The sequence below is a fragment of the Thermodesulfovibrio hydrogeniphilus genome, from assembly GCF_054657355.1.
The window spans coordinates 1852363-1871751 of record NZ_BAAHYW010000001.1; the positions used below are offsets into that span (position 1 = coordinate 1852363).

Genomic DNA, 19389 nt, shown 5'->3' on the forward strand with positions numbered 1-19389 from the left:
ATCATTCTTTTAACAAAATTCTCGGGGTAATAAATATCATAACTTCATACTGGGTTGCGTCTTTACTTCTACTTTTAAAGAGCTCTCCAACTACTGGGATGTCTCCTAATCCAGGCACTTGAGCAGTGGTAAATGAATCCTTTTGCTTATAAATTCCTCCTATTACAAGTGTTTCCCCATCCCGTAGAGAAACTTTTGTATTTCCTTCAATCTTGACTGTTCTCGGAGCATAGGCACCACCAACATTTACAAATTCAACAAGGTCCTCTTTAACAACGTTTAAATCTATAAGCATCGTTTTTTCATCAACAAGATGAGGTGTAACCTCTACTGTAATTGCAACATCTTTAAATTTTGTTGAAATCTGCCCGCTTTGTACATCTTTTTCTCCATATGGTATACTGTCACCCTGAACTATTTTAGCTTTTTGATTATCAAGCGTAATTACTTTTGGATTTGAGATAACTTTTCCCTTTCCACTCTGCTGTAGGGCAGAAATCCTTAAATCAAGAGCAAAAGTGCCTGAGGCATTAATGTATCCAACTGTAAATGCAGCAGTTGGAGTTGAAGCAGGAAGATTTATACCTATAGGAGTATTTCCACCAGTCACAGGGGTTGTACCTGATTGGGAGCCAACTATAGTTGAACGAGAATCTGGTGGTCTCCAACTAATTCCCCATTCAAACCCAAGACTTTTTGAAAAGGAGCTATTGATTTCAATAATTCTTGTCTCTAAAAGAATTTGCTTGATGGGTCTATCCAGTTCTGCAATTAATCTCTCTACTTTTGCAATAGTACTTGGAATGTCCTTAATAATTATTGCTCTGGTTCTATCATCTATTGAAATATTTCCTTTCGGAGATAACATTTTTGATGATTCAATGGTTGCCTTTACTTTATCCACAGGAGCATATTTAAGTATGTAAATTTTTGTTTGTTCCTCTTCAGCCTTTTCAAATAATTCCTTTGTCTCTGCCTGAAGTTTTTTCTCTTCCTGAAAAACTTTAACTGGCGCTATCCTAATAATGTTTCCATCAAATACTTTTTCCAGATGATAAGTTTTACAAATAATATCAAGAGCTTTTAACCAAGACACATTGATGAGCTTAAGAGTAACTTTGCCCTTGACATCAGGATGAATAACCATATTATATCCACCCACATCTCCAAGAAGTCTGAAAACTCCCACAATATCAGCATCTTGTAAGTCAAGGGAAATTGTTTTATCTGATTCGGGGATATTGGTGTATACTGTTTTTATTGATACCTTGTCCTCGGATTTTTCTTTCTTTGTAACCTTAACTTCTTTTTTCTCTTTAATTTCCAAAACTACTTCATCGCCTAAATATAATGGTTCCACGCTAAAATTTTTGCCTAAAAAGAATTTTAAATTTAATTTATCATCAGCCCTTTGTACTAATACAGGAATTTCCTTTGGCAGTTCTGTAGAAAGAATAACATCCGAGAAACTAAGATTAAAATAATCATCAATCCATTCAACATCTGGTTCTGGAAATATTCTATCTGCCTTGATGGAAACTTCATAGCCATCTGTTATCTTTTCAACTGTAAAATCAATAATTTTAGCATTAATTGGCGTTTCTTTAGATAGCTGTTTCTTAGAAAAGGAAATATTTAAAATGTTTTGGGCAAAATTAATCTCAGAGTTGGATAGCTCTGATAAAAGAATTTCAACTACTGTATCTGAGTTTACTTCTTTAGCAGATATTTCACTAACTATACCTTCATGAAAAATCATTTTTTTGTTAAGGATGCCAGGTTTGGTATTTTTAAGCTCAATTAGTAATCTAAAGGGGTCATCTTGTTGCAAGATTTTCCAATCTGTTTGCTCCGTAAGATAAATTCTCAACTCATCTTTGTTAAAATCCACCTTATTAATCTCACCAGCCCAAGAGTTGAAAACAAAAAATAAACCAAAAATTATTGAAATCAAAATTGTTCTTTTCATTTATCTTCCTCCGTATAAAGCTTTATTCGCTTAATTTTATTGCCATCCCTTACTTCAACGAAATCCTTGAGTATTTTAATGCGAGCTCCAGATGCACCGATTTTATCATTATCTCTTATGATATAAAATTTTCCATCAGGTGCTTGCAGTAAAGCGTATGCTCCTTTATTATCCTTTGCTATACCTGTAAGTTTAAAGTCATCAATATCATAAACTTCAAAGGGTGAGGCTGATTTTTTCTTTTCATCTCTTTTAACAATCAAAGGAGCAAACGGATCTCTTAAATTTTGAGCATCATAGGAATACACAGCAGAGGCTACCTCTTCCTGTTTAGGCTGTATTTCTATCTTTTTAGGTTTTTGAGGTAATACAATAGATGTTTCTTTTACATCCTTTTTTGAAGTTAAAAATAAAACTCCTCCCAAAATTAATCCAACTCCGACTGTAATAGCGATAATAATTAATATTTTTTTATCTATCTTCATTTTTTCTTCTCTTGTATTTTCTTTTTTTCTTCTTCAGGAATTAATGAATAAGTGACTGCTACTAAATTACTACTAAGCGTAGTTGGGTCCTTATCTCCTTTTTTAAGCTCAATTTTTTTGATATTTAAAATTCTTTCAATTTTTGAAATATCTGCAAAAAAGCTTCCGAATGTATGGTACTTCCCTTTCATTCCTACTTCTACTGGAATCTCATAAATCTCATTTGATGAATGCACCCCTTTGTCTTTAGGTTTCCAAGATAATACAATTAAACCTTTCTGCAAGCCAAGCTCAGAGACTTTTTTCAAAACATCTGAAACCTCTGTTTCTTTTGGTAGTAATGTTTTTAAATACTCCATTTTTTGCTGAAGCTTTTCATTTAAAGCTTTCAATTCTTCATATCTTGCAACTACTTGATTGGCTTTATCTATTTCCTGTTTAACGCTAAGATTTTCATTTTTAAGTTTACCGATTTCATCTAAAGTCGGAAGTAAATATAGTTGCATAAATAAAAATCCAACGATTAATACGGGCAAAATTATAATTAAAATTTTCTTACTTTTTGGTAGATTTTCCCAATCCATTTTAACTTTTCACCCTAAATCTTAATATGAATTTATAAACTGTTGTTTTTTCATATTCAGCTTGAGAAGATTCAACAAGAGCAACATCCTGTAGTTCAGGAACTGCTTTTAAATTTTCTACAAAACTTACAATATTCAAATTGGAAAAGCTAAATCCTTCAATAGTCACAGCATTATTATCATAATTTAACGCAGTCATCCATACTCCATCAGGAAGTTTTTTTGGTATCAAATTTAAAAGAGTAACAGGCAAAGCCTGTATTTTTCTTAAATCCTCAATTAACTTTGTTTTAGCTTCTATTTCTTTATTAAGGGCTTCAAATTTTTTCACCTCTTCCACTTTTTTCTGAAGATTTGAAAGCAGATTTTTATTTTGCTCTATCTCCTTTTTTAAATTAGATTTAGTCATCTCTAAGTATGCAAATATCAGACCTAAAATTATTAATAATATAAATACAGGAATCAATAAATTCTTTACAACATCCTTTGATAATGTTATGTCAACCTTTTTTTTGGTTTTTGTTTTAATTTCTCTTTTTGGGAGCAGATTAATCTTTATCACTTAAGTTTCTCCGTTCCTCTTAATGACAATCCAATAGATATTGAAGCTAAGTGAGAGTAATTTTGGATCCTTGATGGTATTTTTTTGTCTATCTTGATTTGTCTGAAAGGATTAAAAATCATCACTTCCTGTTCAAGTCTGTCACTGACAGCAGATATAAAAACAGGAGAGATAACAGGAATGCCAGTTAGATAAATTTTATTTATTGATTCTTCGCTCATATAATTCTTGAAGTATTCTATTTGTCTATAAATTTCAGCTGAAATCTCATCTGCAAAGTTTCTTATTTCATCTTCAGTTAATTCATTTACATTAGGATTAAATGAATGAATGCTGTCTTTAATGTAAAGAGGCTTTTTTTTCTTTGCCACAACAAAATTTATGACCTTTTCTCCAATATTTACAATCAATGCTGCATAATTATCTGTGTAATTAATTTCGTATACATTATAAAGAGCTATTGCTCCGATGTCTACTACCGCAACATTCATCCCCGCTTTTTCAAAAACTCCTATATATTCGTTAACTATATCCTTATTCGCTACAGCAAGTAGAATTTCAGTAGAATTTGTGTCATTTGATTTTTCAATAATATGAAAATCATGATATACTTCTTTAACACTAAATGGTATATATTTATCAAGCTCATAAGGAAGATTTAAGGCAATCTCATCCTTATCAGTATATGGTACTTTCACAATTCTTACAGCTATATATGTTGGACCTGAAATAGAAAATGCTACTTTTGGATTTCTTAAATTTAATTTTGTATTTATCTTTGCTAAATTTTTAACTAATCCGTCTTTATCTAATATACCCTCAGAACTAACAATCCCCATTGGCAAATCAAATATTTCCCACTGAACGAGTTCAAATTTCTTTTTTATTTGGGCAACTTTAATAGAAGATGGCTCTATGTCTATTCCGATAATCATCGTTTATTTTTTATTATTATTTTTTATTATCAGAAATTTTTTGTCAAGACCTTTTTCAAAATATCAATGGGAGGCTGAATTCCAGTCCATATCTCAAAGGCAAAAACTGCTTGCCAGAGAAGCATTCCAATCCCACCTAAAACTTTACAACCAATTTCTTTTGCCTTCTTCATCATTATTGTTTCAGGATATACGATATCACAATAAATCTGTGAGGAATTTAAAAGTTCAGGAGAAATAGGTAATGAATCATTCTTCTTTAAACCAAGAGATGTTGCATTAACAATTATATGCATCTTTTCTATCGTATTCTTTTCCATTTTATCTAAAACTTCAATACTTCCAAAATTTTGAAACCTTCCTTCTAATGCCTTCGCCTTTTCAATTGTTCTATTATATATAAAAATTTTTCCTCCCTCATTAAGGATGCCATAAACTAATGCCCTTGCTGCGCCTCCTGCTCCGATAATTAATACATTTTTATTGCTTATACTCACTTCTGCTTCTTTCAATGAATAAATAAACCCCTTAGCATCAGTATTAAATCCTTTAAGAATTCCTTCTTTATTCAAAATTGTGTTGACTGCTCCGATATTTTTAGTTTCCTCTGATAATTCGTCAAGATACTGAATTACTTCTTCCTTATGAGGAACAGTTATATTTACCCCTTTTATATTCAATGCTCGAATGCCATCAACGGCTTCTTTCAATTTTTCCTTTTTGACATGGAAGGGCACATAACAGTAATCAAGTCCAAGATATTTAAAAGCTTCATTATGAATTAAGGGAGAAAGAGAGTGTTCAATGGGATCTCCAAATATACCAATTACCTTTGTTTTTCCTGTAATCACTGACCTATTGTAGCATATCATTAGAATTATTTCAAATACCACGTGTTAACCTGTGGTTACTATATTAAAATGTCATCTGTTTTTACTAAATTGAAATGTCACATATATGTTAACCTCCTTCTTTTAGGCAAGCAATCTAAAGGAAGGAGGTTTTATGGAGAAAAAAATACATTTTTACGGAGGAAGAGTTGAAGAGGTTTGAAGTAATGAATCAAGTCTTATCAGGCTTTTTAACCCTTAAACAAGCTTAGGAGATATTAGGGTTGAGTTACAGACAGGTTTTAAGGCTAAAGGAGAGGTTCAAGTTTCAGGGTTTTGAGGGGCTTTTAAGGAAAATACCTGAGCCACCCACAGCCCTAAAGATTGACTCTTCCGTCAAGGATGAGATCATAAGCTTGAGAAAGTCCTTGTACTGGGATTTCAACATACTTCACTTTAAGGATAAACTTAAGGATGTTCATGACATTAACTTAAGCTATGAAAGTATAAGAAAGATATTGATACAGGAAGGGTTACATGAACCTAAGAAGAAAAGAAAAGTATACCGAAGGAGAAGGAGGATGCCTAAGGCAGGAATGCTTGTGCAGATGGATTCATCTCAACATAGGTGGATTGAAGGTATTGGGCAGCAATGGTGGCTTGTAGCAATGATAGATGATGCAGATGGATTTGTGTATGCTGAATTTCATCCATCTGAGACAGTATGGGCAAATATGTCAGTAATAAGAGCATATATAGAGCAAAAAGGTGTCTTTATGGCTTTATACACTGATAAAGCCTCTCACTTTAGGACAACAAGGCATGGAGGACTTCACTATCATGTTGAAGTACAACATAAAGAAACCCAGATTGCAAGAGCATTAAATGAATTGGGGATTAAACTAATCAATGCAAATACTCCGCAGGCAAAAGGAAGAGTTGAACGTAAGTTTAGATTTTTTCAGGACAGGCTTATTAAGGAGATGAGATTAAGTGGTATAAGGGATTATGATGAGGCTAACAAGTTTCTCAAAGAGGAATTTCTTACATGGAGTAACAGTAGATACACTCTTTCTGTAGAGAGTCTTTATATGCCTGTGGCTACAGAAAAAGACCTTGACCTTGTCTTTTCAATAAAACATCCAAGAAAAGTGAACAAAGACAACACATTAAGATACTGTGGAGGAGTTTATCAGATACTTCCTGTAAAGGGAATTAAGAGCCTTGCAGGCAAATGGGTAGATGTTTGTGAACTTAGAGACGGTAGAATGGAGATATTATGGGAAGGCAAACGTATAGGATATTCAGAAATAAAAGGATTAGATAAGACAGAAAAAGAGAGACTTAAAGAGAAAGAAGAGATTTTAAATCTCAGGACTTATATAGAGGAACAGAGAGAGCAGAAGGAAAAGAAAAAATATAAACCTGCAGCTAATCACCCTTGGAGGAGAAGCTTAAAATAAAATGTGACATTTTAATATAGTAATAAAGTGTGACTTGGCTTTAGTAATAACATTCCCAAAGAAGGTGAGACATGGAAATCCCAAAAAAAGAAATTGCTTCGTTACCTATCTGCTTGCAATAACAGAAAATAAATATTTATGGTAATATTTGTAATGCTTTAACCAATTATTTTTAAAAATTTGACAACAATTACGCAATGTAATTATAATTATAAAAATCAGGCGCGTAGCTCAGTGGGAGAGCGCTTCCTTGACGCGGAAGAGGTCGTGGGTTCGATCCCCTCCGCGCCTATTAGTAAAATCAATGACTTACCTACCAAACTATGCAGTAAATATGTAGTTGAATTTTGTTCAGTTTTTTATCAAGCAAATTTAAGGCTTTTTGTTTATGGCTTGGTGCACGATGTGAATACCTAATTTTCCCGTCATGTGCTCAAATGTCAACTTTTTTCTCATTAAAAAATCAATTTTTTAATACTATCCCATAGACTTCCTTTATAGTGATGCTTATCTTAAGGTGTTATGTTTGGGAGTGTTTCCGTTGGAGAATTCGCAGAGAAAGCAAAGCCTATCGTCAAACTTGAGCCTTTTAGAAAGCTCTATTTCAGAGTTGGTATATCCAAGATATATGAGCAAAAGTGCTTTAAAAAGACTTACAGGGTTGTAGTCCTGACTGCCGAAGAGGAGTATTTATCTTTGCAAAGCTCATATATGAAGGAGAAGTCAATACTGCGGAAGAGACCGAAAAATAGAGATAGAATCCAATAATTGGTATAACCATTTGAAAATTAAGTATTTTTTGCTGTCATTGCGAGCATCCGAAGGATGCGAAGCAATCTCTACTTTTTTTTAATAAAGCCTTATTAGAGACTGCTTCGCCCCAGATTGCCACGCTATCGCTCGCAACAGGGGGGCTCGCAGTGACGAGTGTCTATCGCTATTTTTGGGAAGAAAGGTTTCAATGTGTCATTAGTAGGGATGATGATAGTCAGCAAAGTTAGGTTGATTATGTCTTCTCATTGCTTGTCCTCCGATACAAAAGGATTAAGATATCTTAGTGGTTTAGGGGTAAAGAAAAAAGGTTAAAAATCCTTGATTTTTATGTATTTGTAAGTTTGGGAACAGCCTCAAAAATTTTCTATAAAAACTGTTCAAATTAGGTTTTATTGTTCCATTTGGGACAAAAAATCTGCTTAATTGTTCCAATTGGGACACCACAGTTATATATTTTCATAGATTTTTCAATAACTTAATTTTGGCAAAGCATTTGCATAAATTTATACAGATTAAATTCGTAAGAGGTATAACATGGAGAAAATTTTAGTATGTTTTGATGGTTCAGAATGGTCAAAAAGGGCACTTGAGAAAGCAATTGAGATAGCTCAAAAATTCGGCTCTCAGCTTACCATCCTTTCAGTTGTTCCTAAAGTTTGTTTTCTTGAAGTTGGGGTTGACTGTGCAACAATTGAAAGCATTTTTAGAGCAGAAGTAGAGGGAAATCTCAAGACTGCCTCAAAAATTCTTGAAGAAAGGGGGATGAGAGGAGAAACTTTAATTCTTGAAGGTTCACCAGCTGATATCATTATTGACTATGCAAAAGACAACAGTTATTCCCTTATTGTTATTGGCTCTAAGGGAAAGGATGCCACAGAAAGAACTCTCTTCGGAAGCGTTACTCAAAAGGTAGCTGCAAATGCTACCCAATCTGTATTGATAGTAAGATAACAAAATTATATGGAGGTGTTGAAAATGAAGCGATTTATCACTGTATTTTTAGCTTTATTTGTTGTTTTAACCTTTTCTACAACAGGTTTATCTCAGCAACCTGTTGAACAGAAGCCAGCAGAGGCGCCAAAGGACGCTCAAGCAGTAGAAAAATTAGAAATTAAGGTTGATAAAACTCAGCTTTCTGGTGGTGGAAAAATTACAGTCACAGGAAAAGCACCTGCTGGAAAAGATGTTTACATTGAAGTTTGGGCAGAGAAAAAAATAAGAGCTGCAAGGCTTGATACTGATCCAGACCCAAAAACAGGTAAAAGACCCTATATCTTTTATATGACCGACGATATGCCTGCCTATTACAGGTTGATAGTTCCTGAAAAATACAAGTCTGTTTTAGAAGCAGCAAAAAAAGAAGGGAAAAAATGGAGCGTTTCAAAGGTTATAAAGGATGCAGGAGCGGATGCAGTTTATGGTTATCCTGCAAAAATTCTTATTGACAGATATCAGACAACTCTTTGGGCAAGCATAATTGGTTCAAGAGGAACAAAGCTTGAACCAATGGATGAAAAGGAGAATAAACGCAGGTCTATGCAACTTCTTAAAGCAAGATTTCGCAGTGTGGATGCAATATTCTCATCAAATCTAAAGATTAATGATGATGGCACATTTACTGCTGTAGTTGATTTGCCAGACAATGCAGCTCCTGGGAAATACTTTGTAGTAGCAAAGGTTGACAAGGAGATTAAGAGTGATCCTGTGGTTATTGAAAACTCTGTTTCTTTCCCAAATGTTTATCTGCCTAATGCCGGTAGAACTGTCAATGTCTTGTGGCCATTCCTTCTTACAGCTGCTATAACAACCTTTGGAGTTGTAATGGGTGCAGGTGGTGGATTTATACTTAATCCAATTCTTGTTATGTTGGGACTTCCCCACACTGTTGTTGCTGGATCAGTTATGCCAACTGTTCTTTTCTCACAGGCTTCAGGTATTTATAACTATTCAAAGATCAAATTTATCAACTGGAAACTTGGAGTAACATTGGGACTTGCGATGTTGGCAGGAGGATTTATTGGTCCGAAACTCACAGAGCTTATCACCCTTGAACAGTATAAATTCCTTTTTGGTTGGGTGCTTCTGATTCTTGCTGCATTGATGCTATGGCAGACAACACCAAAGTATCTTGAGAAGAATAAGAAAGAGCAGGCAATTCTTAAAGAGTTTAAGAAGAGAGCTGAAGAAGCTGCAAAGAAAAAACAGGAAGGAGGTAAATAAAGATGAAAATTGAATTCTGGGGACAAGAATTTAAAGCAAATCTTTGGATAGGAATACCCGGTGCATTTCTCATAGCAATTGCATCATCAATGTTTGGATTTGGTGGAGGACCATTTATGGTTCCTCTTATGACAGTTGCGATGAGACTCCCAATGTATGTAGTTGTTGGTAGCTCTCTCCTTGCAATATTTTTCAATACTCTCATGGGAACATTCAGACACTATGGATTTGGTAACTTTGATCCAATATTTTTCTTAATAATGTTTCCTGCTGCAATCTTAGGTGGCTTTATAGGACCTCGTATTGCGAAGAAAATTAGTCCTATAGCTGTTAAAAGAGTTGCAGTAGTAGGTCTTGCAATTTTAGCATTACAGCTTCTTGGTGTATTTTAAAAGGGGTGAAACATGAAAACCTCGGTTTTTAGCATTTGCGGAATGTGTTCAGTCAGATGTCCAATAAGAGTTGAAGTTGAAGACGGCAGAGTCACTTGGATTGAAGGAAATCCATATATCCCTGGCATGGAGAGGAGCCTCTGCGCCAGGGGCTCTGCTGGTATTTCACTTCTTTATGACTTTGAAAGACCTCAATATCCAATGATTAGAACCGGTCCAAGAGGTTCTGGACAGTTCAGGAGAGCTACATGGGAAGAGGCTTTCAATTATGTGGCTGATGCAGTGGGAAAAATTCAGGCGCAGTATGGAAAAAAAGCTATTGCTCTTTTGGACAGAGGAGCCGGACTTTTTGGTGAAATTCAAAGGGTTTTTTTGCGATCAATTGGCTCACCAAACTATTTCAGCCACGATGATTTTTGCAGAAAAAATGTTGACCTTGCCTATCAAAGTCTTCTTGGATATGCAAGACCTGAGGTTGGATATGATTTTGCAAACACAAGACATATGGTTTTCTATGGAAGAAATGCTGTAGAAGCATTGGGCGTCAGAGAAGTAAACAATATAGTGAAAGCTCTTAACAACGGCGCTCGAATGACATACATAGATGTGAGAGTTACTAAAACTGCTACAAAGGCAACTAAGTTTCTCCAGATTAGACCTGGCGGAGATTATGCACTAAATCTCGCACTAATCCATGTTATTCTGAGGGAAAATCTTTTTGACAGAGACTTCGTAGATAGATTTGTTACAGGGCTTCCAGAGCTTGAAAACTTTATTAAACCCTACACACCAGAATGGGCTGAAAAGGAAACAGGAATTCCAGCCTATGAAATAGTAAACTTTGCAAGACAGCTTGGAAGTGACAAACCAAGAGTGATTCTTTATCCCGGATGGTTTGCAGCCCGTACAATGGATTACTTCTACAATGCAAGGGCAATAATTATACTTAATGCTTTGCTTGGTGCAATTGAGCAAAAAGGTGGACTTATTTTAGCAAAGACACCAAAAGAAGTTGGTGCAAAGGGATTAAACAGCCTTCTTGAAAGAGTTCCTGCTCCTCAGGACAAAAGAATTGAGGCTGAATCTGGCAAAGGTTTTCTTTATGATGGAGCTGGACATATCCTTCATCTTTACAAAGCAATAAAAACAGGAGAGCCTTATCCCATAAAAGGGCTTTTCGTTATCAGATATGACCCATTTGCAGGTATTACAAAGAAAGATATAGAAGAAACTCTTCAAGGACTTGATTTACTTGTAGCTATAGACACGAATTACTCCAATACCGCATGGTATGCAGATGTAGTTCTTCCTGAGTCAACATATCTTGAAAGAGATGACATAATTGGTATGCAAAGAGGTGCTAAGCCAGCCTTTGTTATGAGGAGAAAAAGCATTGAGCCAATTTATGATACTAAAGGAAAGTGGGAGATATTTACAGGTCTTGCAAAGGCATGTGGTGCTGGAGAGCATATGCCATATGAGAAGATTGAAGATATATGGAACTATCAACTTGAAGGCACAGGGGTTAAAATTGAAGATTTTACAAAAACAGGACAGGTAGCTATTTGTAAAGATGCGAAGATGTACACAAGGGAAGAGTTAAAGTTTAAAACACCTTCGGGAAAAATTGAGATACTTTCAAGTAAGATGACAGAAAGAGAAGTCCCATATTTCCTTGAATTCCAAAGCCCACCAAAACCAAATATTGAAGAAGGAGAATTCAGACTTGTATTTGGAAGAATGGCAGTTCACACCCATGTTCAGACCCATAACAACAGATACTTGAATGAGATTGTGTCTGAAAATGAGCTTTGGATTAATGAGCAAGTTGCAAAGAAGCTTGGAATAAAGGATGGTGACACCGTAGAGGTTTCCTCAGGAGATTACTCAGGTAAAATCAGAGCAAAGGTTACTCCTTTTATTCATCCAGAGGCGGTATTTATGTATCGTGGGTTTGAAAATGAGGTTCCTTTAAAGACTCGCTCTTACGGAAAAGGAGTAAACGAGGGAAGATTGCTTAAGGGTGCCTTTGACAAGATGTCCTATGGTAGTCACACTGGTGCATTGTTTGAATGCTTTGTAAAGGTTAAGAAGGCATAGGAGGGATGAAATGAGCATTTACTACATATATCAAGACCATGACAAATGTATAGGCTGTTATGCTTGCGAGGTTCACTGCAAAACCAAGAATGACCTTCCAGTTGGACCAAGACTTTGCAGAATTATTGAGACTGATATAAAACTTATTGGTGGACTTCCAAGACAGAGATTTGTCTTTATGCCTTGCTTTCACTGTGAAGATCCCTGGTGCGTAAAAGCCTGTCCAACAGGTGCAATGCAGAAACGCTCAAAAGATGGAATTGTTTTTGTTGAACAATCCCTTTGCGTTGGGTGTAAATCATGCATTACAGCATGTCCGTGGGGAGTGCCTCAGTGGAATTCAGAAACAGGCAAAGTTGTAAAGTGTGACTACTGTAAAGATCGTGTTGATCAAGGGCTTTTGCCTGCATGCGTTACAAAATGCACAACTAAAGCTTTGAAATTTGTCTCAGCTGATGAAGCATCAAAACTCAAAAGAGAAGCCTTCGTAAAAGAAACCTATGCATCCCTCTACTGATAATATCATTGAAGTAGAAAAAGATGTGAAACTCATCAAGGGTAGTGATAGCGTGATCATCACTACCCTTGATAAGCTCGTTAATTGGGGGCGTTCAAACTCCCTTTGGCCCCTTACTTTTGGACTTGCCTGCTGTGCAATTGAGATGATGGCAGCAGGCGCCTCCCGTTTTGACCTTGACCGTTATGGTATTTTATTCAGGGCATCACCAAGACAAGCAGATGTAATTATAATTGCTGGAACAGTAACTTACAAAATGGCACCTGTTGTAAAAATGGTTTATGATCAGATGCCGGAGCCAAAGTATGTTATTGCAATGGGAAGTTGTGCATGCACAGGAGGAATTTTCAACACATACAGTACTGTTCAGGGTGCAGACCAATTTCTTCCTGTTGATGTATATGTGCCGGGTTGTCCGCCAAGACCAGAGGCACTTTTTAACGGAATTATGAAGCTTAAAGAAAAAATAATGAAGGAATCAGGAAGATGGGGCAGTTGGAAATAGAAAAACTCAGTGAGACAAGATTTGTTCTTCAGATGGGTCCACACCATCCTGCAACTCATGGTGTGCTAAAGCTTTATTGCGAGTTTGAGGGTGAAAAAGTTGTAAAAATTGTTCCTGAGGTGGGTTATCTTCACAGGGGTGTTGAAAAATTAGGTGAAAATAAAACCTATGCACAGGCAATAACTCTTACTGACAGACTTGATTATATTTCAAGCATGTCAAACAACATTGGTTATTGTCTTGCAGTTGAGAGACTTTTAGGAATTGAACCACCTTTGAGAGCAAAATTTATAAGAACAATGGTTGCAGAGCTTACACGTCTTAGCAGTCATCTTCTCTGGCTTGCAACCCATGCATTGGACATTGGAGCTATGACAGTTTTCCTTTATGCCTTCAGGGAAAGAGAGCAGATACTTGATTTCTTTGAAAAAATATGCGGAGCTCGCCTAACAGTTACATATCCAAGAATAGGTGGAGTAAGAGTAGATGTAACGGATGAAGTTTTAGATGAGATTTATAAATTTATGGATGTAATGCTACAGAGAATTGATGAGTATGAAGGACTTTTAACTGAAAACAGAATTTGGATAGCAAGGACTCGTGATGTTGGTGTAATTAGTGCAGATGAGGCTTTATCTCTTGGGATTACAGGTCCAGCACTTAGAGGAAGCGGAGTTTACTATGACATAAGAAAGCTTATGCCCTATGATGCATATCCCTATGTTGAATTTGAAGTTCCACTTGGTGTGCAAGGAGATACATATGACAGATATCTATGCAGAATAAGGGAAATGAGGCAGTCTTGCTTAATTGTTAAGCAGTGCATTGAGAAGATGCCTCAGGGAGAAGTTTTAGCTGAAAGTGCGCCAGAACAGGACATGCCTCATCAAACAAAAAGGAAGATAACAGCTGACAGCTCTTTTTGGAGCGGATATATCAGATTTACTGCTGAGACTATGGAGATGTTTCCAAAGGGTGAGATATACTCAGCAATTGAAGCTCCAAAGGGAGAATTAGGCTTTTATATAGTAAGCGATGGTTCTGTAAAACCTTACAGAATGAGGGTCAGAGCTCCTTCATTTATTCATATTTCTGCTATACCAAAGCTATGTGAAGGACATCTTCTTGCAGATGTTATTGCAATAATTGGAACACTTGACATTGTCATGGGAGAGGCTGACAGATGAGGGCTTTATTGAAAAAGATACTTCTTTTTGATTTAATTCAGGGTTTACTTATAACCTTCAGAACAATTTTTACCAAGCCAATAACTATCAGGTATCCAAAGGAGAAAAAGCCTGTTGAGCCCGGTTTCAGAGGAAGACATGCTTTTGTGCGTGATCCTGAAACTGGAAAGGAGCGCTGTGTTGCATGCACAAAGTGTGCACAGGTTTGCCCTTCAATGTGCATTTACATAGACTATGCAGTCAATCAAGAGACAGGTGCAAGGGAGCTTACAAAGTATGAAATAGATGCTTTAAGATGCGTTTTTTGTGGTTTTTGCGAGGAAGTATGTCCTGTAAATGCTATAGTGCTCACTGAGTTTTATGAGTATGCCTCATATGATAGAAAGACAAACTACTTTGACAAAGAAGCTTTGCTTAGAAACTGGGATGAGTTTATAGCTCTGTATCCAAAGGATGAATATGTTAACAAGTTCTGGTATCTTGATGGAATTAACAGAAGCAGACTTCCAAATGCAAAAAGAGAACCAAAACCAATAAAGATTAAGAGGAGTTAGAATGCAACCCGGTAGCTATGTTCCTACTGAATATTTGCCAGTTTTAATAGCATTAGTTTTAGCCACCCTATTTGGAGTTGGAGGATTGATTATAAACAGATTGGTAGCTCCCAGAAAATTTAATCCTGTAAAGTTTCTTGCCTACGAGTCAGGAAATTTACCAAGTCCTGAACCAAGAGAAAAATACAATATCGGATTTTTTATGCTTGCTATCCTATTTGTGGTGTTTGATGTTGAAGTGATTTTTCTTTATCCTTGGGCAGTTGCATTTGATGCAATATCATTGGAAGGCTTTTTTGTAATGATAATCTTTATTCTTCTAATAGTTGTTGGCTTTGTTTACGAATTTGTTGTAGGAGCTCTTACATGGCACAGAAAGTAGTAGAGATAATTGAAGATTTGAAAGAAAAATTTGGTGAATCAATTGTCTCTGTTGAAGAATTCAGAGGTCAATACTCTGTTATGGTAAAGAGAGAACATTTAAAGGAGTTGATACAGTATTTAAAAGATATGCACAAATTCAATCATCTTCAGGACCTCTGCGGTGTTGACTATTTTCGTGAAAATCCTCGCTTTGAAGTTGTTTATAACCTTTATTCAATTGAAAACAGAATTCACATAAGAGTAAAAACAAGAATTCCAGAAGACAGTCCAGAGATTGAAACGATAACAGACTTGTGGGAAGGTGCAAACTGGCATGAAAGGGAATGCTATGACATGTTTGGAATAAATTTTAAAGGGCATCCAGATTTAAGAAGAATCCTTATGCCAGAGGATTGGGATGGTCATCCTTTAAGAAAGGATTATCCAATGAGAGGCAAGGAGCTTTGGAGAGGATTTAGGGAAATTCTGGAGGACAAAAATGCTTGAATTTTTGATAGTTACAATTATTAAAACTGCTGTTGTCCTTGCGATTGTCCTTACTCATGTAGCGCTCACAACCCTTGCAGAAAGAAAGATTATTGGAAGAGCTCAGGCAAGATATGGACCAATGGAAGTAGGTCCACATGGAATTCTTCAGCCTTTGGCTGATTTTATAAAAATTTTCTTTAAAGAAGACATTGTGCCTGCGCAGGCAGATAAATTTCTTTTTAGAGTTGCACCATTAATAGTACTGGTTTTCTCAATTGTTAACTTAACTGTAATACCATTCACACACGGCTTTATTTTGGCAGACTTAAATGTTGGGCTTTTATTTATCCTTGCAATGGCTTCAATTTCAGTTTATGGAGTAATTCTTGCAGGTTGGGCATCAAACAGTAGGTATTCATTTTTAGGTGGAATTAGGTCTGCCTCGCAAGTATTAAGTTATGAAATTGCGCTTGGGCTAAGCCTTGCAGGAGTTGTGCTTATGGCAGGCTCTCTTAAGCTCAGTGATATAGTGATTGCACAGCAGAAATCTGTTTTTGGAATATATGCAATACCTCAGATTATAGGGTTCTTTGTATTTGTCGTTTCAGCCTTTGCAGAGACAAACAGAGCTCCATTTGATCTTCCTGAGGCAGAGACAGAGCTTGTTGCAGGATATCTTACAGAGTATAGTGCTTTCAGATATGCAGCCTTTTTCTTAGGTGAGTATGTTGCAATGTATGTTATGGCATCCCTTTGCTCCCTCTGCTTTCTTGGAGGATGGACTGTGCCAAATTATGTATTAAGCATATTGCCTTTTTTGGATAAAATTCCGGGGATAATCTGGTTTGCAATAAAAGTTTATGCCTTCATATTCCTTTATATCTGGGTAAGAGCAACTTTTCCAAGATACAGATTTGACCAGCTACTGAGTCTTGGATGGAAAGTGCTAATTCCTTTGGGAATTGTAAACATTTTGATTACTGCTTTTTTAAAAAGATTTGTTTAATGGGGAGAAATGATGGCACCTTTGATATTGTTTACATATTTTGCCACAGTTATTGTTAGCTCAGCAGTTATTGCAATTACAAGAAAAAATCTTGTTCACAGTTTACTCTGGATACTTTTAATGTTTATTCATCTGGGCGGAATTTATCTACTTCTTAATGCCGAGTTTCTTGCAATGGTTCAAATAATAGTTTATGCTGGTGCTATTTTAGTTATGTTCATTTTTACCATATTTCTGCTCAATTTAAAGGAAGAAATAAAAGAATCTGTATTTATTCGCTCATGGGGAGCAAGATTATATGCTGTCCTGCTTCTGCTTTTCTCTGTTTTTATTGGAATATTTACTTATGAAAAGCAATATACAGGTCCATACTCAATAGACTATATCGTAAAACATGGACATACAAAAACCATAGGAATAGTTCTTTTTAACGAATATCTTTTACCTTTAATTATTCTTGGATTTATTCTTCTTGTGCCACTCATTGGAGTAGGACTGGCATCATTAAGGAGGAAGATAAATGGTACCTCTTAGTTTTTATCTTGCTTTAAGTGCAATATTGTTTTTTATTGGAGCGTTAGGATTTCTCATAAGAAGAAACATCATAATGATGCTGATTTCAATTGAAATTATGCTCAATGCAGTAAATATTTCTTTAATTGCCCTTAGCCATTACATGCAGGATTTAAGAGGACAGATATTTGCTCTGTTTGTTATTGCTGTTGCTGGTGGAGCTGTTGCTGTAGGACTGATTGTCGTTGTGATTATTTATAGAAATAAACCAACTTTGAAACTTGAAGACTTCAACCTGATGAGGGAAGAATGATGAATACAGAATATTCTATTTTGCCAGTAATACCAGTTTTAATTTCTTTGATTACAATACCCTTTATCATTGCAACAGGAGAAAAAAGACCTAATTTAAGAGAGTTTTGGTCTGTATTGGCAGGGGTATTAAAATTTTTGGTAGTTTTGTCAATGTTACCTGCAATTATGGAAGGTAAAATCCTTGAATGCGAAGTTTTCAAAATTTTACCCGGTATTGAGATAAAGTTTAGAGCCGATGCTTTGGGAATGCTTTTTGCACTTGGAGCATCTTTTCTGTGGATAATCACTACATTTTACTCAATTGGATATATGCGTGGACATAATGAGAAAAAGCAAACAAGATACTTTGCCTGTTTTGCGGCAGCGCTTTCCGCGACTATGGGAGTTGCCTTCTCAGCTAATCTTTTTACGATGTTCCTTTTTTATGAAGGATTAACATTTGTTACTTATCCACTTGTTGCCCATCATGAAACAGATGAGGCAAAGGCAGGAGCAAGAAAATATGCAATTTATCTCATTGGAGCAGCAAAACTATTTCTTGTAGCTGCTATTGTAATAACTTATATGCTTGCTGGAACTCTTGATTTCCAGAAAGGTGGTATTTTTCCTGAATATGTAAGACAGACTTATAAAGGAATTTTAGGAATTGTTTTTCTGATGTATCTATACGGATTTGCTAAGGCTGCGGTTATGCCTCTTCATAGTTGGCTTCCTGCTGCTATGGTAGCACCAACTCCAGTGAGTGCCTTGCTTCATGCAGTTGCAGTTGTTAAAACAGGTGTATTTACTGTCTTAAGAGTTGTTTTCTTTGTTTTTGGAGTTGATTTTCTTAAAGAACTTTCTGCTACTGATGTAGGTATATTTATGGCAGCCTTTACCATTACTGTTGGCTCTATTATTGCTCTTACAAGGGATAATATCAAGGCAAGGCTTGCTTTTTCAACAATAAGTCAGTTGTCTTATATAATTTTGGGAGCACTTCTTCTAACTTATCATGGAATGATTGGTGGAATTATACATATTTCAAATCATGCCTTTGCAAAAATTACATTGTTTTTCTGCGCAGGTTCGCTTTATGTATGTGCCCATAAGACTGAGGTGAGCCAGCTTGATGGGATAGCAAAGAAAATGCCTTGGACCATGGCAGCTTTTACAATTGGAGCTTTGGGTATGATTGGAGTTCCCCTTACAGGAGGTTTTATTTCTAAGTGGTATTTATTGATTGGCTCAATTGAAAGACAAAGTATAGATATTTTAGCGGTTTTACTTACGAGTTCTCTGCTAAACGCTGGTTATTTTCTTCCAATTATCTATAGAGCGTATTTTAAGAAGTTTAACCATAACGCAGGACACAGCCATGAGCATGTCCATGAAATAAGAGAAAATCCTTTTATGGCAGTTCCTCTTTTTATTACTGCAATAATTAGTATAATTCTTGGTATTTATCCAGACTTAATTATTGAGCTTGCTAAGGAGGTGCTCAAATGACAGATGAAAGAAAGTCAGAAGAGAGAATGATTCTTAAACATGATCCAGTTCCTCCTTACAGAACTGTATTTTACATAGTGTTTGCCTTAGGAGTTTTATATCTGACTGCGATTATTATACTTGGAGCAAAATGAAGGA

23 protein-coding genes and 1 tRNA gene are annotated in these 19389 nt (G+C 35.8%); 18 read left to right on the forward strand and 6 right to left on the reverse strand.

What is annotated here, in order from left to right:
• Position 1: 1 nt before the first annotated feature.
• From pilQ to aroE, 6 genes are read right to left on the reverse strand one after another with little or no spacing between them, the layout of a single operon-like run.
• On the reverse strand, positions 2-1969 hold the full coding sequence (gene pilQ / locus ACYQ3P_RS09355; protein WP_460177630.1) for a type IV pilus secretin PilQ: 1968 nt from the start codon (positions 1967-1969) through the stop codon (positions 2-4).
• A complete protein-coding gene (locus ACYQ3P_RS09360; RefSeq protein WP_460177631.1) occupies positions 1966-2454 on the reverse strand; it encodes a pilus assembly protein PilP in 489 nt (162 codons plus the stop codon). The genes pilQ and ACYQ3P_RS09360 overlap by 4 nt, the downstream gene beginning before the upstream one ends.
• A complete protein-coding gene (locus tag ACYQ3P_RS09365; protein WP_460177632.1) occupies positions 2451-3038 on the reverse strand; it encodes a type IV pilus inner membrane component PilO in 588 nt (195 codons plus the stop codon). The genes ACYQ3P_RS09360 and ACYQ3P_RS09365 overlap by 4 nt, the downstream gene beginning before the upstream one ends.
• Before the next feature lies 1 nt (position 3039).
• The gene (locus tag ACYQ3P_RS09370; protein WP_460177633.1) at positions 3040-3600 is read right to left on the reverse strand and encodes a PilN domain-containing protein; all 561 of its coding nucleotides are present in this window, start codon (positions 3598-3600) and stop codon (positions 3040-3042) included.
• On the reverse strand, positions 3597-4535 hold the full coding sequence (gene pilM, locus ACYQ3P_RS09375; RefSeq protein WP_460177634.1) for a type IV pilus biogenesis protein PilM: 939 nt from the start codon (positions 4533-4535) through the stop codon (positions 3597-3599). The genes ACYQ3P_RS09370 and pilM overlap by 4 nt, the downstream gene beginning before the upstream one ends.
• Before the next feature lie 29 nt (positions 4536-4564).
• Entirely contained in the window at positions 4565-5386 is an 822-nt protein-coding gene (gene aroE, locus ACYQ3P_RS09380; RefSeq protein ID WP_460177635.1) for a shikimate dehydrogenase, read from the reverse strand.
• 263 nt (positions 5387-5649) lie between these two features.
• Here aroE and ACYQ3P_RS09385 point away from each other — a divergent pair, with 263 nt between their 5' ends.
• The 18 genes from ACYQ3P_RS09385 to ACYQ3P_RS09470 all read left to right on the forward strand — a co-directional run bounded on the left by ACYQ3P_RS09385 (position 5650) and on the right by ACYQ3P_RS09470 (position 19385).
• Complete coding sequence (locus ACYQ3P_RS09385; protein ID WP_460177636.1) at positions 5650-6828, forward strand: ISNCY family transposase; 1179 nt, start codon at positions 5650-5652, stop codon at positions 6826-6828.
• Positions 6829-7048: 220 nt separating this feature from the next.
• Positions 7049-7120, forward strand: a tRNA-Val gene (locus ACYQ3P_RS09390).
• Between the two features lie 230 nt (positions 7121-7350).
• Positions 7351-7596 (forward strand): hypothetical protein, encoded by a 246-nt coding sequence (locus ACYQ3P_RS11755; RefSeq protein ID WP_488199850.1) that lies wholly within the window; start codon positions 7351-7353, stop codon positions 7594-7596.
• A gap of 540 nt (positions 7597-8136) precedes the next feature.
• On the forward strand, positions 8137-8553 hold the full coding sequence (locus ACYQ3P_RS09400; protein ID WP_460177638.1) for a universal stress protein: 417 nt from the start codon (positions 8137-8139) through the stop codon (positions 8551-8553).
• Positions 8554-8577: 24 nt separating this feature from the next.
• Positions 8578-9822: a sulfite exporter TauE/SafE family protein gene (locus ACYQ3P_RS09405; RefSeq protein WP_460177639.1), complete on the forward strand. Its 1245-nt coding sequence runs from the start codon at positions 8578-8580 to the stop codon at positions 9820-9822.
• Between the two features lie 2 nt (positions 9823-9824).
• Positions 9825-10214 carry a sulfite exporter TauE/SafE family protein gene (locus tag ACYQ3P_RS09410; protein WP_460177640.1) on the forward strand — a complete coding sequence of 130 codons (390 nt, stop codon included), beginning with the start codon at positions 9825-9827 and terminating at the stop codon, positions 10212-10214.
• Positions 10215-10226: 12 nt separating this feature from the next.
• Complete coding sequence (locus ACYQ3P_RS09415; protein ID WP_460177641.1) at positions 10227-12314, forward strand: molybdopterin-containing oxidoreductase family protein; 2088 nt, start codon at positions 10227-10229, stop codon at positions 12312-12314.
• A 10-nt stretch (positions 12315-12324) separates the two neighbouring features.
• A complete protein-coding gene (locus tag ACYQ3P_RS09420; RefSeq protein ID WP_460177642.1) occupies positions 12325-12831 on the forward strand; it encodes a 4Fe-4S dicluster domain-containing protein in 507 nt (168 codons plus the stop codon).
• Entirely contained in the window at positions 12815-13336 is a 522-nt protein-coding gene (locus tag ACYQ3P_RS09425; RefSeq protein ID WP_460177643.1) for an NADH-quinone oxidoreductase subunit B, read from the forward strand. The genes ACYQ3P_RS09420 and ACYQ3P_RS09425 overlap by 17 nt, the downstream gene beginning before the upstream one ends.
• Positions 13318-14523: an NADH-quinone oxidoreductase subunit D gene (locus ACYQ3P_RS09430; protein ID WP_460177644.1), complete on the forward strand. Its 1206-nt coding sequence runs from the start codon at positions 13318-13320 to the stop codon at positions 14521-14523. Before ACYQ3P_RS09425 ends, ACYQ3P_RS09430 begins: the two co-directional genes overlap by 19 nt.
• Before the next feature lie 8 nt (positions 14524-14531).
• On the forward strand, positions 14532-15077 hold the full coding sequence (nuoI, locus tag ACYQ3P_RS09435) for an NADH-quinone oxidoreductase subunit NuoI (protein ID WP_460177645.1): 546 nt from the start codon (positions 14532-14534) through the stop codon (positions 15075-15077).
• Position 15078: 1 nt separating this feature from the next.
• Positions 15079-15459, forward strand: a complete 381-nt coding sequence (locus tag ACYQ3P_RS09440) for an NADH-quinone oxidoreductase subunit A (protein ID WP_460177646.1) — start codon at positions 15079-15081, stop codon at positions 15457-15459.
• The gene (locus tag ACYQ3P_RS09445) at positions 15444-15947 is read left to right on the forward strand and encodes an NADH-quinone oxidoreductase subunit C (RefSeq protein WP_460177647.1); all 504 of its coding nucleotides are present in this window, start codon (positions 15444-15446) and stop codon (positions 15945-15947) included. Before ACYQ3P_RS09440 ends, ACYQ3P_RS09445 begins: the two co-directional genes overlap by 16 nt.
• Complete coding sequence (nuoH, locus tag ACYQ3P_RS09450) at positions 15940-16935, forward strand: NADH-quinone oxidoreductase subunit NuoH (RefSeq protein WP_460177648.1); 996 nt, start codon at positions 15940-15942, stop codon at positions 16933-16935. Before ACYQ3P_RS09445 ends, nuoH begins: the two co-directional genes overlap by 8 nt.
• Before the next feature lie 9 nt (positions 16936-16944).
• Positions 16945-17469 carry an NADH-quinone oxidoreductase subunit J family protein gene (locus ACYQ3P_RS09455; RefSeq protein WP_460177649.1) on the forward strand — a complete coding sequence of 175 codons (525 nt, stop codon included), beginning with the start codon at positions 16945-16947 and terminating at the stop codon, positions 17467-17469.
• Positions 17456-17761 carry an NADH-quinone oxidoreductase subunit NuoK gene (gene nuoK / locus ACYQ3P_RS09460; protein WP_460177650.1) on the forward strand — a complete coding sequence of 102 codons (306 nt, stop codon included), beginning with the start codon at positions 17456-17458 and terminating at the stop codon, positions 17759-17761. The genes ACYQ3P_RS09455 and nuoK overlap by 14 nt, the downstream gene beginning before the upstream one ends.
• A complete protein-coding gene (locus ACYQ3P_RS09465) occupies positions 17758-19251 on the forward strand; it encodes a monovalent cation/H+ antiporter subunit D family protein (protein ID WP_460177651.1) in 1494 nt (497 codons plus the stop codon). The genes nuoK and ACYQ3P_RS09465 overlap by 4 nt, the downstream gene beginning before the upstream one ends.
• Positions 19248-19385 carry a hypothetical protein gene (locus ACYQ3P_RS09470; protein WP_460177652.1) on the forward strand — a complete coding sequence of 46 codons (138 nt, stop codon included), beginning with the start codon at positions 19248-19250 and terminating at the stop codon, positions 19383-19385. The genes ACYQ3P_RS09465 and ACYQ3P_RS09470 overlap by 4 nt, the downstream gene beginning before the upstream one ends.
• Positions 19386-19389 lie beyond the last annotated feature (4 nt).

Bases quoted from the DNA above. Each gene is read 5' to 3' on its own strand.
- pilQ (WP_460177630.1), bottom strand. From the start codon at position 1,969: ATGAAAAGAACAATTTTGATTTCAATAATTTTTGGTTTATTTTTTGTT.
- ACYQ3P_RS09360 (WP_460177631.1), bottom strand. From the start codon at position 2,454: ATGAAGATAGATAAAAAAATATTAATTATTATCGCTATTACAGTCGGA.
- ACYQ3P_RS09365 (WP_460177632.1), bottom strand. From the start codon at position 3,038: ATGGATTGGGAAAATCTACCAAAAAGTAAGAAAATTTTAATTATAATT.
- pilM (WP_460177634.1), bottom strand. From the start codon at position 4,535: ATGATTATCGGAATAGACATAGAGCCATCTTCTATTAAAGTTGCCCAA.
- ACYQ3P_RS11755 (WP_488199850.1), top strand. From the start codon at position 7,351: ATGTTTGGGAGTGTTTCCGTTGGAGAATTCGCAGAGAAAGCAAAGCCT.
- ACYQ3P_RS09400 (WP_460177638.1), top strand. From the start codon at position 8,137: ATGGAGAAAATTTTAGTATGTTTTGATGGTTCAGAATGGTCAAAAAGG.
- ACYQ3P_RS09405 (WP_460177639.1), top strand. From the start codon at position 8,578: ATGAAGCGATTTATCACTGTATTTTTAGCTTTATTTGTTGTTTTAACC.
- ACYQ3P_RS09410 (WP_460177640.1), top strand. From the start codon at position 9,825: ATGAAAATTGAATTCTGGGGACAAGAATTTAAAGCAAATCTTTGGATA.
- ACYQ3P_RS09415 (WP_460177641.1), top strand. From the start codon at position 10,227: ATGAAAACCTCGGTTTTTAGCATTTGCGGAATGTGTTCAGTCAGATGT.
- ACYQ3P_RS09420 (WP_460177642.1), top strand. From the start codon at position 12,325: ATGAGCATTTACTACATATATCAAGACCATGACAAATGTATAGGCTGT.
- ACYQ3P_RS09425 (WP_460177643.1), top strand. From the start codon at position 12,815: ATGCATCCCTCTACTGATAATATCATTGAAGTAGAAAAAGATGTGAAA.
- ACYQ3P_RS09430 (WP_460177644.1), top strand. From the start codon at position 13,318: ATGGGGCAGTTGGAAATAGAAAAACTCAGTGAGACAAGATTTGTTCTT.
- ACYQ3P_RS09440 (WP_460177646.1), top strand. From the start codon at position 15,079: ATGCAACCCGGTAGCTATGTTCCTACTGAATATTTGCCAGTTTTAATA.
- ACYQ3P_RS09445 (WP_460177647.1), top strand. From the start codon at position 15,444: ATGGCACAGAAAGTAGTAGAGATAATTGAAGATTTGAAAGAAAAATTT.
- nuoH (WP_460177648.1), top strand. From the start codon at position 15,940: ATGCTTGAATTTTTGATAGTTACAATTATTAAAACTGCTGTTGTCCTT.
- ACYQ3P_RS09455 (WP_460177649.1), top strand. From the start codon at position 16,945: ATGATGGCACCTTTGATATTGTTTACATATTTTGCCACAGTTATTGTT.
- nuoK (WP_460177650.1), top strand. From the start codon at position 17,456: ATGGTACCTCTTAGTTTTTATCTTGCTTTAAGTGCAATATTGTTTTTT.
- ACYQ3P_RS09465 (WP_460177651.1), top strand. From the start codon at position 17,758: ATGATGAATACAGAATATTCTATTTTGCCAGTAATACCAGTTTTAATT.
- ACYQ3P_RS09470 (WP_460177652.1), top strand. From the start codon at position 19,248: ATGACAGATGAAAGAAAGTCAGAAGAGAGAATGATTCTTAAACATGAT.